This window comes from Enterococcus mundtii, from assembly GCF_002813755.1.
GTDB classification, from domain to species: Bacteria; Bacillota; Bacilli; order Lactobacillales; family Enterococcaceae; genus Enterococcus_B; species Enterococcus_B mundtii.
Window position 1 is genome coordinate 1,930,605 of sequence record NZ_CP018061.1, and the last position, 13,131, is coordinate 1,943,735.

The window sequence follows — 13,131 nt, forward strand, 5'->3', positions numbered from 1 at the left end:
CTAGTTGTCAGTTATAAAGGTCTATTTACTAAGAGTCAACCAAAACAGTTATTTCCACTCCTATTTACCAAAATCGGTACAGAAAAGAATATAACCATTCTTGATTCAACAGATGAAATAAACCATTTATTTTTTAAGTAAACATCCAGTCATAAAGTAGATATAATTGTACATTGAATTTCATAAAAAAAATTTATTTTATACGATATACACTGTATGTACATGGACATTAGATGTTAGCTACCTATTGTTGCTTAAACTGCACAGCGGCTATTTGATAATGGTTTAAATAATAAATATGACGTTATTTAAAAAGAGTCATAGAACGGATAGATCAACCATTCTATGACTCTTTATTCTTTTTATTTAGAGGAACTTATTGCTCTGATTCTTCTAATGCTTTCACATCTTTGACCCCGAATGTCTCTTCCCAGTCTTTCTTAAAATCTGTCACTGCCCTATGAATAGAAGGCATACCGAATACTTGTGCAAAGATATCTGGTGACGCAGTAATACTATGCGCCCCTTGACGGCAAGCTTGATTGACTTGTGCGACATTTTTAAAACTAGCTGCTAAGATTTTGGTTTGAGATTGCGTTCGTTCGATTTCCATTGCTAGTGCTTTGATAATAGCAACAGCATCGATATTTAGATTTTCCATACGGTTATAATAAGGTGCCACATAATCGGCACCTGCAGCAATTGCTAAGTATCCTTGCATTTCAGAGTAGATAGCGGTAGCAGTGACATTTACTCCTTTGGCTTTCAGTTGTTTGATGGCAGCCAATCCTGGTTCGTTCACTGGTACTTTAATGAAAATATCCTTACCAAGATGATCCATGATTACTTGGGCATCAGCTAAAATCTCCTCTGCTGTTTCTCCAACTACTTGAACATGTAAACTGGCTTTTCCAATTAACTGCTTGATTTCTTTAAAGTGAGCAAACAAATCGATCTTTCTTTCTTTTTTGATGATTGAGGGATTCGACGTTACTCCAGATAGCGGGAGGATCGATTGATAATAACGAATTTTCTCAATATTGATCGTATCTAACATAAATTCCATTTTATTCATCCTTTCAACAGATGTGTTGCTTTGTAATTTATTTAATACTGATTTTAGTCTTGATACCAATCTCTACGATTTCTTTCCCTTCAACATATAAAGTACCTGGTAATTCAGGTTTTACTGATCCGTCAAACTTGATTGTGATATGTCCAAGCTCTTTTAGATTATCATTGACCAAACTTCCAACAGACGTGATGCGATAGCTTGTCTCATTGACGAATAGCTGTTGTCCTACTTTGATCTCTCCGTGGATTGGCTGGAGTTCAATATTATAACAATAGGCTGATAGCATATCTGGTGCATCTTTTCCAAATAGAATCACGATCTTCTCTTCTTTGAATAGCGTAGCTTCTGCCCCAATCGAAGTTACGTTTGTTGAATAAACTGACATTTTTTCCCTCCTAGATTCAACTATACATTCCAAAGCTTGCTATCCATGCGACTAACACTCTGGGTACACCGTTTAAAAAGCGTGAATATAAAACGGAAGGTACGCCAACCTCTACTGTTTCAGCCTCTGCTTCTTCTAAGCCTAATCCGACAGGGATGAAATCACAAGCATTTTGAGTATTGATTGCAAATAACGCAGGTAAAGCGAGCTGTGGCGGAATATTGCCTTTACCGATTTCCACCCCGATCAGTGTCCCAATGACTTGGCTGATGACTGCCCCAGGTCCTAATAATGGAGAAAGAAACGGTAAGGAACAGATAAAACCGATGATCATCAATCCCCAAATATTTCCTGCTAAAGGTGCCATGATATTAGCAAAGAAATTACCGATACCAGATCCTTGTATGATCCCGATCAACAAGGAAACAAATGCCATGAACGGAATGACCGTATTGATCATCGTCTGTACACCTTCGCGTGCGGACTGATTAAAAGTTGCCACTACTTTTCCTGCACCCATGCCGATTTTTGCAATAAAATTCTGCTGTTCCGCTTTTTGTTCAGTAATTTTTTTGCTTGTATCGTATTTATATTCACGTGTTGGCCCACTCTTATTTCCTATGTTGTCAGAATGACCGACCGTGCTTTCTTCAGTAGTCAGCGTGATTTGATTGACCCCTACTGCCGATACGTAAATGTCTTCTGTAATGTATTGTGCTAATGGTCCGCTTTTTCCTGTTGGTACGACATTGATCGTAGGTATTCCTTTTTTTGGATAGATCCCACAACGCAATGTCCCTCCGCAATCAACGATTGCTAAAGCGATTTCATTATCTGGGATAGAAGTTTTAAAGCCATTGACTGCTTCCATTCCTGTCAATTCAGCAATTTTATCGACGATTACTGGTTTTTCTCCCCCACCAGTAATATAAATAAATTTATGTTTTTCCTCTGTTGGTGTGATCACTAATGGTCCTCCGAACCCACCAGTTCCTCTTACAACTCGAATACTGTGATAGCTCATTTTTTCACTTCCTCCTTATTCTGTCGCTGTTTCTACTGTTTTACTCAGAGTGACTCCTTGTTGTTTACAAACATATGCGGTTGTAAAGTCTGTTACCCAGCCACCAATAAAATTCATAAGAATTCCGACAAACATATAACGCACAGCTAATTCCATTGAATTCAATCCTAAGGTTGTGATTCCTTGGGCGATTCCTAACCAAACAAATAATTCACCCGGATTGATGTGGGGAAAGACGCCATTGCTCGTATGACAAAATTGTGCTTGAGAAGCATAATAGCTTGGCTTGTAATATTCAGGCAAAAAGCGAGCCATTGTAAAAGACATCGGATTTCCCAACATAAAGGCAGATAAAAAAGGTAAGATCAAATATCTTGTGACGGGATTCTTCGTTGATAGTTTGGCAACTTTAGTTACTCGTTCTTCACCTAAGAAAGCAATCAGTGTATTCATTGCTACCATTAGGATCAACACTACAGGGACGATACCAGTCATCCAAGATACAAAAGTTTCCGCACCCGTTTCAAATAAACCGATGAAGCCTTCCGCAAATTTTGTGATATATTCCATTATTCAACACTCCTTTTTCTTGATAGGTATTGTTTTTTCCATAAACTGAATTGAATGCCAAGCATCGTAAGTGGGGAAGGTAGCGATTCTTCTTGATAATTGCCTAATTCTACCCGCAAATAGATTTCTCTGGCATTTACCATTGCTTGTTGCACCAATTTATTTTCTGTTCGCACCAAAGGATGATAGTTGTCGATGTAGTGGATATCTGTTCCAATATATTGTGGCAATAGACGAAATTTTGCTAGGACAGTTACGCCCTGCATCTTTCGCGCATCAATAATGATCCCTTTTTGATCGACAGCAAACATGACGATCGTTCCTGCTTTGATTTTTCCAGATCGACGACCGATAGCCACCTTCCCTTTTCTGCGCATTTCTAGATAGATTTGATTAAAGTGTTTGATTTGTTTCATTCCAAATATTACTTGCAGTCCGTAAGCAGCAAGTGCAAATGCGCCGAATATATATATGAAGTTCATGTTATGACCCCCTTTCGTATCATCCAATTTTGTAACCCAACTAAATCATCCAAACGACATAGTTCACTTCTAAATTCAGGATCGCCAATAACAGCAAAAAGCTGATCATACAGTTTTAGCAATTCTTTTTCTTTTTCCATCGTTAGATCTTGTGGAATGGCTAACAACAAGACGACTTGCACTTGTCCGTTGATCGTGGAGATCCCTTTCCTAAAGATCCCCACTGATAAAATAATTTCAGCCGATTTTTTATTGATGGCATGAGGAAAAGCAATTCCATATTCAAAAATCGTACTCCTTAACTTTTCTCTAATAAACAATTGCTCCTTAAATTCTTGATCGACCATACCTTTGCTCTCAAGAGATTCAAGCATATGATCAAGATTTTGTTTGTAGGGTTTCTTTTCATTTAAAATCTCAAAATCTAGTTTTAAGTGATGAACATTTGCAGCTCTCAACTTTTCTGCTTTACGCCACTCTTCTTGCAACCAAGTTTCGTTGAATAGATTGATCAATCGAATGATTGGCGTATGTTTCTTTACATTTTTCAGAGGAATGGTTGTAAAAACAGCAAAATATTGGTCTAAGTCTTCCTGCTGATACTCCTCCTCAGAAAAATGGACCATGCTTATTTGAGGACCCAAAACCCGTTCCAATTGACGGCGAATAATCAAAGCTGTTCCTTTTCCGGTATTACAGACAATTGCAATTTCTTTGTGTTCGTTATTACTGGTTTGTTTCCTCAATGCAAGTTCAAAATAAAAGGCAATATAGCTGATTTCTACAGTCGGAACCACTCGTTGTAACTGCTCCCCAATCTGCTGTAGACCAATTTTTGCCAGTTCATAGGCTAGAGGATATTGGGATTCGATTTCACCATAGAACAGATCTTGCAGCTCTATTCGAAAAATCAAACGATTGAGCATGTAAATGAAATGCTCTTTTATTTCATGAACTAAGAAGGTTTCATCAAATTCTACTAGTAAATTTTTATGGATTCTCTCTATCATTTGTTGAAATAACTGTTCGATTTTTTGCTCATCAATAGTAGACTTATCCATGCCAACGATAGCACTTATATTAAGAGGAAAACTAAGAAAAGCTTGTTCTGTTTGGCTTAGTGTGATGCTATATTCATATTCCAAATGATGGATCAATTCGACAAAAGCAGGATGACTCGTCATAAGGTCCATATACTCATTTGGCAAGTCTACCAGTATATTTCCTTTAAGGAGTCGTTTCATTGTAATAGAAATCGTTTTTTTCAAAAGAAGACCCTGATTTTTAGGTAAATTAAATTTTTGAACTAAGTGTTCTACGAAATCTTGTGTGCGTTCTGATAATGGACGTTCTGCAAAATATTCTTGTACATAATGAAGGTGTAACAGTCGTAGATCCAGTTCTTCTCCACGCATACGCAGTCCACGATTCGGCGTGCCAATCACTTCGACATCAAAAGAGGAAATCAGTTTTTTCATCACTCGTAGATCTTTGACGACAGTACTTCGGCTGACCCCTAATGCTTCTGACAAATCATCGATCAGCAAAAAATCTTTTTGCTCGATCAGCTTCTTGAGAATAAAGAAAACTCTTTTACTGCAAGAATTAAAATCGCTCTTCCGCTTCAAACTGCCGTTCATTATCAAGTCAAATTTTTCAAAATTTTCAATTTCGATATGAAAAGCATTCTTATGTTGAACGATTTCTGCAATTCCAATCAATTCTTCGTTTAAAGATTCAATGCTGGTTTTCACCGTTTGCGTACTTGTATTCAGCTTTTGTTTCAACCCGCCGATTCTCATTTCTTTGTGGGTAACCAGTAATTGTAGAATTTGATACCATCTGTTCACTACCGTCATTTACTTCCCCCACTTTTTATCCTCTAGTTTTTCCTCCGGCCACATTTGTGGTTACTCCAGTGATATAACTCGAACGATCAGATAGATAGTAACTAACTAAGTCAGCGACTTCTTTTAATTTCCCGCTTCGACCTAATGGAATCGTGCTTGTTTTGGCATAACCTGCTCTAAGCTCTTCAATCGTGATGCCACGAGTATAGGCCAAGGCTTCTTCATAAGAAAGTGTGCGTAGTCCGGTTTCCTCCATGATTCCTGGAGCAATCCCTATTACCCGAACATTTGATTTTCCTAACTCTTTTGCCCAAGATCGAGTAAAGCTGTTGACAGCGGCTTTCGTTGCAGCATAAGCACTTTGTCCCTCTGAACCTTCAAGTCCTGATTCAGAAGACATATTGATGATAACTCCTTCTCCTTTAGCAACTAAAATTCTACTTACTGCTTGAGTCATCAAATACAAACCTTTTTGATTGATTGCGATGATTTTGTCAAAGACTTCCTCGGATAATTCATATTCCCCGTGCGCGTGCTTTTTATCCACTAATAAGCGCGGAATGTTGATTCCTGCATTGTTGACCAACCCATCGATCGTACCAAAGTGATCCTTTACTTTTGCAACTCCAGCTTCTACCTCTTGTCGTAATGTTATATTGGTTTTTACAAACAATAATCGTTGATGTTTAAGTGTCGAATCTTTAATATCAAAATTTGCTACATTGACATGTTGTTCCAATAAACTTTCGACGATACTTTTCCCGATACCAGAAGATCCTCCGGTTACAATAATCGTTTTCCCCTCAATGTTCAGCCAATTTGTCATAAGCGATCACCCCTTTTTTTGTTTACGCTTTCAGTATAGCTACGTAGAGGAAAATAATTAAGCCAGACTTTTTTTGAGTTTCCAAAAAAAATCTGACTTAATGTCTTTTTATAAGTGATGCTTTTTTTATTTACTAGTTCTTTGCTCTATTCTATTTTTTTACATGAGCATTATCTTTCAGTTTTATCGGCTACCTTCTGATTTTGAACGTTTCAACCAGTATATTGCCACTATAAAGACTATGATCATACCCAAGCCAACCAAGATATTCGAGTACATCGATTGTTCTGCTGTTTTCGGAAGCTGTCTGACTTTTCTTGAATGGTTGATGGGGGTTTTAGTATACGTGACTTGTTCCTTATTCATTACTTTTGTTATCGCTTTAGTTATTTCAGTCGTTTTGACTGTTTCACTCACTTTCTTTACCTCTGCTTGTTTGATTGGTGGTGACACAGGCTCAATGAATTTTGGCAATTTTTCCCATTGTGCGGTATAAGTCATATCACCTTCAACAAACTCGCTGACAGTTGGCGTCCAACCGATGAATTTATAGCCTTCTCTTGATGGCGTTCCACTAAACGCCGGAGTTGCTACGCCTTTAGTCAAATCTGAAAACACTTGATTATCGAAAACAGTTTGATTTTCTACACCGTCTGTATAGATCACTTGGTAATTGATGGTTTGTGGAATCACAGGTTCCCAAATAGCTGTGTAAGTTACATCACCAGTCACTGTATCAGTTACTGCTTTATCCCATCCTTTAAATGTATACCCAGCTCTTGTAGGTTGCCCACTAAATGTGGGTGTCGCAGAACCGGCGACTAAATCTTTAAAGACTTGATCTGCAAAAATTTCCTCATCTGGTACACCGTCTGTATAGTTGACCTGATAAGTCGGAACGGGTTCCCATATGGCTGTATAGATTGCGTTGCTAGTTACTGTCTCACTGACGGTTGGACTCCAACCAGCGAATGTATAACCTTTTCTTGTTGGCTCTTCACCAAAAGTAGGTGTCGTAGCTCCTGGTTCAATACGTTTGAATGTTTGATCCTCGAATACAACTTCATTCTCCACGCCATCGACATAACTCACCGTATAGGATTCAATTGGTGTAAATGAGGCATTTACTCTAATTTCAGCTACTCGCGAAGCATTGGATGCATCTACAGGTAGTGAAACATGAATTTCAAGTGTATTTATATCACCGATTTCACCTTCGATGGAAAATGGAACTCCGATCATACGTACACTTGGATCTAGGTATGGATTCGTATGACTGAATAGCTCGCCGACCTGATATTTTCCTAATGAGGTCCCATTTAGAAAAACTTCCAGCTCCATCTCACTAGGATTTCTTCTTTCCGCATCAGTATTATCTAGCGTACTTAGATCAACCATGACCATTGCCACACCACTTTGTTGATTTTGAGATAATAGCTTCACTTGTGTTGAAAAAATCCCTGGAGAACTTCCAGGATTGATTTGTGCACCATTAAAGCGCCACGGGATCATTTCATCTTCCCCGACGTCATAATAATCAATGCCATTTGCAGAATAAGACACTTCTGAATTGACTCCTGAAGTTGCCGCAGAAACATTTGGGTTGAACCCTACAAATACAAGAAAAACAATAAAACACGATACTATCTTTTTCATAATGATCCTCCATTCTGGCATGAAGTCAATAACCATATTGTGTTAACACTTTAAATTGCTCAATGATGAACAATAAAAATCGCATATACCTCTATTTATTAAACCCCCTTTTTCCGAAAAAAATAATGATAATAAACTCGATCATAAATTTAAACTCCTGCCTCTCTATTTAGTTGTGATGTTCCATTCGCTTTTAATTTATTATTAATATTACAAAAAATATAAAAGCCTTAGATTATCCTTTGAAATTGTTATTTTTTAATTAATCAGCTGTTTTTAGCAGTTTATAAAGATGATAAATATCTTAATCTCAAGTAAATTATAACAAATTAAACATTAAAATTGTATGAATTTTTACATACCTAATCCTCAGAATGCCAATAAAACAGTAATTAAATATGTTCTATTTTTGGTTTAAGTTATCTTGTTTATTAAATTAAATTAATTCCATTGCTTCTTTCAAGCTATGTATATTTCTATTTGAAGTTATAAAAAAACTCAACAATGTTATTAAATTCACAAATATATTTTTTTAATCACTTCATATTTTCTAACTTTATCGATTATGTTGAACAGAAAAGTAAAATAAAATGATTGCTCATCTGTCTATAACAATTAACTTTTTTTAAAAAAGGTACACCAAAATAAGCAATGAAATCCGGAACTAGCCACCATGTCCAGATTTCATTGCTTATTTTTTTAGCATAGGCTTCGATAGAATTGCTTCAACTTTTCTTTTTCCTCTTTTGATAAAGCTTGCACAGGCTTGCCTTTTCTCGCTCCTTCGATTCCATATAGCATATGGAGACAGGCGCCACTGTCCACCTTTTGACGAATTTCAAAAAATATCTATTCCGCTCCCTTTTCTTTAAATTGTTCTTCCGTTGTCACACCAATCTTTCGTAAATTTTCTTCTAATACTTTCCCTATATTCGGTAGATTACTTAACTCTGTCATGAGATTCCCTCCAAAAGTCTGGCTTTGATATATTGCATAGTACACTTAGAATATTCTATCGTTTTTCTTTAGTATACCATTTTGAGAAACGCACTAGCAATTCAGATAAGAACGCTACTTCGAAAGAAAGTAAACTGTTTCTTTTAGCTGCTCAATGTAGGCTTGCTCCTGTAAAACTTGAATCTTCTGCTTTTTTCAGATATCATTGGTTCGTAACTAAATATGATTTTGTTTGCAGGGGGACGTTATCGCGTTGAGAAGGTAAAACCTGACCCTTTGAACCTGTTGGTTGATACCAGCGTAGGGAGCAAATGTCCTTTTTGTTGATGCGAAATCGAAACAATCAAGGCATTCTTCTATACTGGAAGAATGTCTTTTTTCTATTTTAAGGAGGAATCTGATGAAAAAAGTACTAACTATTGCTGGTTCAGACTGTAGCGGGGGCGCCGGTATCCAAGCCGATTTAAAAACATTTGCCGCTCATGGTGTTTATGGAATGTCTGTGATCACCTCAGTAGTCGCTGAAAATACCGCTCGTGTGATCTCATACCAAGACATCGCACCAACAATTATCAATGAACAAATGACAGCTGTTTTCGAGGACATCTATCCTGATGCAGTCAAAATCGGTATGTTGTCTTGTGCAGATACGATGTTAGCTGTCGCAAGCAGTCTACAAGAATGGCAACCTAAAAATATTGTACTAGATCCTGTGATGTATGCAAAAAATGGCGATGCCTTGATGGAGCCACAAGCAATCGATACATTGATCAAAAACGTTTTACCATTAGCTACTTTGATCACTCCAAATATTCCAGAAGCAGAAAAAATCGCAGATTGCTCGATTACTTCCCTGGAAGAAATGGAACGAGCAGCAAAAGCCATTTATGAAAGATGTCACTCTGCAGTTTTGATCAAAGGAGGGCATCGCTCAGGTGAAGCCACTGATATATTGTATGATGGGGAAAATATTTACTCCTATACGTCTGAACGAATCGCCACAAAAAACACCCATGGCACTGGTTGCACCTTCTCTTCAGCGATTGCCTCACAACTCGCTTTGGGCGTACCATTAGACCAAGCAATTTCCAAGGCAAAAAAATATATCACTACTGCAATCGCACATTCACTAGAATTGGGCGAAGGTCATGGCCCAACCAATCATTTCTATTCACTCTATCGCAATGGTCTTAAGGAGGAACAAAGTCAATGAATACATTTTTAAAAACAGCTGTAGAAACGGTCCGTATGAAAAATCCTTTGGTCCACCATATCACGAACTATGTAACGGTCAATGATTGTGCGAATGTCACACTTGCGATCGGCGGTTCACCGATTATGGCTGATGAAGCGTTAGAAGTAGCAGAAATCACAGCAATGTCACAGGTATTGGTACTAAACATGGGTACTTTAAATGAACGTACCGTAGCTTCGATGCTTTTAGCTGGGCAAACAGCCAATGAAAAAGGTATCCCAATCATTTTTGATCCAGTCGGTGCAGGGGCTTCACAGTTTCGTAATCAAACAGCAAAAACGATCATGGAAAACTTGAAATGCGCAGTGATTCGTGGCAATATTTCAGAAATCCGCTTTTTAGCAGGGATCGCAAGCACAACGAAAGGTGTTGATGCCTCGGCAGATGATGCAAGCTCCATTGAAGAAGCCCAACAGATTGCTGATCAATTAGCAACCGCTCACAAATGTATCGTAGTGATCACCGGTGCGACAGATGTGATTTCTGATGGGCGGCGTAAAATCTTAGTGCACAATGGTTGTCCTGAAATGAGTCGGATCACTGGCACTGGCTGTATGCTCACTTCATTGATTGCTAGCTTTTGTGGGGGTTTTCCTGAACATCTTTTCCACGCCACAACCACAGCCGTTCTTACCATGGGGATTGCTGGTGAGCTTACGTTGGAACAAACGGCTGGTACGGGAAGTTTTCGGATCGCATTGATTGATGAAATCAGCCGCATTGATCGGGAAACATTACTACTGCGAGGAAACTATCTTGAAAAATGACATCAACTATTCCTTATACCTAGTGACCGATCAGTCACTGCTGAAAAAGAAAACACTCCAAGAAGCAGTGCAACAAGCACTTGAAGGTGGTATCACTGTCTTACAGTTGAGAGAAAAAAAAGCCAATTCACGAGATTTTTATGAGGAAGCGATCGCGTTGAAACGATTAGCTAAACCATACAATGTTCCATTGATCATCAACGATCGAGTAGACATTGCGTTAGCTTGTGATGCAGAAGGTGTTCATGTCGGTCAAACAGATCTACCTGTGGCTGTGGTGAGAAAAATGATTGGACCTGAAAAAATCATCGGCGCTTCCGTCCAAACCCTCGACCAAGCAATTTCCGCTGAACAAGCTGGGGCAGATTATTTAGGTGTCGGGACGATGTTCCCAACCGCTACTAAAACAGATGCCATCATCGTATCTAAAAATGAACTCAAGAAGATTCTTCAACACGTTTCGATCCCTGTTGTTTTGATCGGTGGTCTCAACGAACAAACGATTGCAGAATTCAAAACTTGCCCCGTCCAAGGATTTGCTGTGGTTTCAGCGATCCTAGCAAAAGAAGAAATCAAAAAAGCGACTAAAAAACTTTCTGTACAAATCAATACGTTCATCAAAGAGTAATAAATTAAAAAAGCGGCCCATGTAAAGTCAAATGATCTTTACATAGGTCGCGTTTAATTTCATTCCTCACTACAAGCTTTTCAAATGATGTTCAACGATAAAAGCAGTTTCTTCAATCGATTTATCCGACACATCAATGACAAAATTTCCATAGTGATCAAAAATCTCTTGCGAGTAAGCCAATTCTTTGTGGATCGTTTCTAAATTGTTGTAGCTTGACGATTGATGCAAACCTAAAGAATCTAAGCGATTGCTCCGGATTCTCACTAAATTCTCTGGATGACAAGTCAAACCAACGATTTTACTTTTGTCTACTTCTTCTAATACTTTGGGTAATGGTACTTCAGGGATCAATGGCAGATTGGACACTTTGTACCCCTTATTTGCCAGATACATACTTAAAGGTGTTTTTGACGTTCGAGAAACACCTAGAAGTACGACATCTGAATCTAAAAAACCTTTAGGATCTTTTCCATCATCATATTTTACAGCAAACTCGATGGCAGAAATCCGATTGAAGTATTCAGTATCCAACTTGTGGACAGCCCCTGGTTCTTCAATGGGCTGCATCCCAGTTTTTGCATGAATGATCTCGAAAAGAGGATGCATCAAGTCGATATATAATAAACCAGTTTTCCGACTAAAAGATTTTGCCACTTCCGACAGTTCATGATTCACGAGTGTACTGATCACAATTGCTTTATCACGTAAAGCATCTGCTAAAATCGGCAACAGCTCTTCCTTCTGATTCACAAAAGGAAATTTATAGTTATTATGGAACACCAAGTTAGGATATTGGACCATCACAGCGGATAATAACTTTTGCGACGTTTCACCTAGTGAATCTGAGATAGAATAAACAATGACTTCATTTTGCATTTATAAACTCCCCCTATCGATTTCGTTCAGCATTTCTCGCTTGCTGAGTGATAAAATTCAATACTTTTGATTTAGTGATCTTACCGATTACGTTTCGCTCATTTGCTTCATCAACCACTGGCAGAGAGTCAACTTCAAAATCTTGAAGGATCGTCGCTACTTCCAATAAATCCATTTTTTTCGTGCAAGTTCTGATATGCGGACTTCGTGTCATACAAAGAGCGACCGGCGTATGATCGATTTCAGTATTTAAGGAAGCTCTCAACAAATCTTTTCGAGATAATACACCCACCAATTGTTTTTCTCCGTCAATCACATAAATCGAGCCAACATCATACACGAATAATGTCGTGATCGCATCACGGATCGAAGTATTCAAATCAATCAGCAATGGTGGCACCATGATCTCATCCACTTTGACTGTGAATGTTTTAAAGAAAAAAAGCGTTTCTAGGTCAGAACCTGTATACGTATAACCAATTTTCGGCGTAGCTTCTAGTATCCCAGACATTGTCAAAAAGGATAAGTCCGACCGCAGTGTCGCTCTTGAAACATCTAAGAGTTCAGAAATTTTTTCTCCGCTGACAGGTTGTGTCTCTTTGACGATCTCGATGATCTTTTTTTGTCGTTCACTCAATTTCATTTGTGCCTTTTCTCTCCCTTCCTCATTTTCATTTCTTATTATACACATATATAAACCGATTTCAAAATAAATTTGTGTTTCATTATTTTTATTGACAGATATATATGAGTCATATTAAGATGTATTTACAATAT

13 protein-coding genes, 1 pseudogene and 1 riboswitch are annotated in these 13,131 nt (G+C 38.0%); of the genes and pseudogenes, 3 read left to right on the top strand and 11 right to left on the bottom strand.

What is annotated here, in order from left to right:
* Nucleotides 1-376 precede the first annotated feature (376 nt).
* From EM4838_RS09100 to EM4838_RS09140, 9 genes and pseudogenes are all read right to left on the bottom strand, one after another.
* The gene (locus EM4838_RS09100; RefSeq protein WP_071867519.1) at nucleotides 377-1,066 is read right to left on the bottom strand and encodes a fructose-6-phosphate aldolase; all 690 of its coding nucleotides are present in this window, start codon (nucleotides 1,064-1,066) and stop codon (nucleotides 377-379) included.
* Between the two features lie 37 nt (nucleotides 1,067-1,103).
* On the bottom strand, nucleotides 1,104-1,460 hold the full coding sequence (locus EM4838_RS09105) for a PTS glucitol/sorbitol transporter subunit IIA (RefSeq protein ID WP_071867518.1): 357 nt from the start codon (nucleotides 1,458-1,460) through the stop codon (nucleotides 1,104-1,106).
* A gap of 16 nt (nucleotides 1,461-1,476) precedes the next feature.
* Nucleotides 1,477-2,484 (bottom strand): PTS glucitol/sorbitol transporter subunit IIB, encoded by a 1,008-nt coding sequence (srlE, locus tag EM4838_RS09110; protein ID WP_071867517.1) that lies wholly within the window; start codon nucleotides 2,482-2,484, stop codon nucleotides 1,477-1,479.
* Between the two features lie 15 nt (nucleotides 2,485-2,499).
* Nucleotides 2,500-3,054 carry a PTS glucitol/sorbitol transporter subunit IIC gene (srlA, locus tag EM4838_RS09115; RefSeq protein WP_071867516.1) on the bottom strand — a complete coding sequence of 185 codons (555 nt, stop codon included), beginning with the start codon at nucleotides 3,052-3,054 and terminating at the stop codon, nucleotides 2,500-2,502.
* Nucleotides 3,054-3,536 (bottom strand): transcriptional regulator GutM, encoded by a 483-nt coding sequence (locus tag EM4838_RS09120; RefSeq protein WP_071867515.1) that lies wholly within the window; start codon nucleotides 3,534-3,536, stop codon nucleotides 3,054-3,056. Before EM4838_RS09120 ends, srlA begins: the two co-directional genes overlap by 1 nt.
* Nucleotides 3,533-5,395 (bottom strand): BglG family transcription antiterminator, encoded by a 1,863-nt coding sequence (locus tag EM4838_RS09125; protein ID WP_071867514.1) that lies wholly within the window; start codon nucleotides 5,393-5,395, stop codon nucleotides 3,533-3,535. The genes EM4838_RS09120 and EM4838_RS09125 overlap by 4 nt, the downstream gene beginning before the upstream one ends.
* 16 nt (nucleotides 5,396-5,411) lie before the next feature.
* The gene (locus EM4838_RS09130; protein WP_071867513.1) at nucleotides 5,412-6,212 is read right to left on the bottom strand and encodes an SDR family oxidoreductase; all 801 of its coding nucleotides are present in this window, start codon (nucleotides 6,210-6,212) and stop codon (nucleotides 5,412-5,414) included.
* Between the two features lie 183 nt (nucleotides 6,213-6,395).
* On the bottom strand, nucleotides 6,396-7,868 hold the full coding sequence (locus EM4838_RS09135; protein ID WP_071867512.1) for an InlB B-repeat-containing protein: 1,473 nt from the start codon (nucleotides 7,866-7,868) through the stop codon (nucleotides 6,396-6,398).
* A gap of 699 nt (nucleotides 7,869-8,567) precedes the next feature.
* Nucleotides 8,568-8,825: pseudogene (locus tag EM4838_RS09140) on the bottom strand (TfoX/Sxy family protein).
* Between the two features lie 226 nt (nucleotides 8,826-9,051).
* A riboswitch (TPP riboswitch) is annotated at nucleotides 9,052-9,149 on the top strand.
* Nucleotides 9,150-9,225: 76 nt separating this feature from the next.
* On the opposite strand from EM4838_RS09140, the gene thiD reads away from it, so the two are divergent.
* From thiD to thiE, 3 genes are read left to right on the top strand one after another with little or no spacing between them, the layout of a single operon-like run.
* Nucleotides 9,226-10,038: a bifunctional hydroxymethylpyrimidine kinase/phosphomethylpyrimidine kinase gene (gene thiD, locus EM4838_RS09145; RefSeq protein WP_071867511.1), complete on the top strand. Its 813-nt coding sequence runs from the start codon at nucleotides 9,226-9,228 to the stop codon at nucleotides 10,036-10,038.
* The gene (gene thiM, locus EM4838_RS09150) at nucleotides 10,035-10,847 is read left to right on the top strand and encodes a hydroxyethylthiazole kinase (protein ID WP_071867510.1); all 813 of its coding nucleotides are present in this window, start codon (nucleotides 10,035-10,037) and stop codon (nucleotides 10,845-10,847) included. Before thiD ends, thiM begins: the two co-directional genes overlap by 4 nt.
* A complete protein-coding gene (gene thiE, locus EM4838_RS09155) occupies nucleotides 10,837-11,475 on the top strand; it encodes a thiamine phosphate synthase (protein WP_071867509.1) in 639 nt (212 codons plus the stop codon). Before thiM ends, thiE begins: the two co-directional genes overlap by 11 nt.
* A gap of 69 nt (nucleotides 11,476-11,544) precedes the next feature.
* Here thiE and EM4838_RS09160 read toward each other — a convergent pair whose 3' ends face one another.
* Together EM4838_RS09160 and EM4838_RS09165 are read right to left on the bottom strand one after the other, a co-directional pair.
* Nucleotides 11,545-12,354, bottom strand: a complete 810-nt coding sequence (locus tag EM4838_RS09160; protein WP_071867508.1) for a pyruvate, water dikinase regulatory protein — start codon at nucleotides 12,352-12,354, stop codon at nucleotides 11,545-11,547.
* Between the two features lie 13 nt (nucleotides 12,355-12,367).
* Nucleotides 12,368-12,997, bottom strand: a complete 630-nt coding sequence (locus tag EM4838_RS09165) for a CBS domain-containing protein (protein ID WP_071867507.1) — start codon at nucleotides 12,995-12,997, stop codon at nucleotides 12,368-12,370.
* Nucleotides 12,998-13,131: the final 134 nt, after the last annotated feature.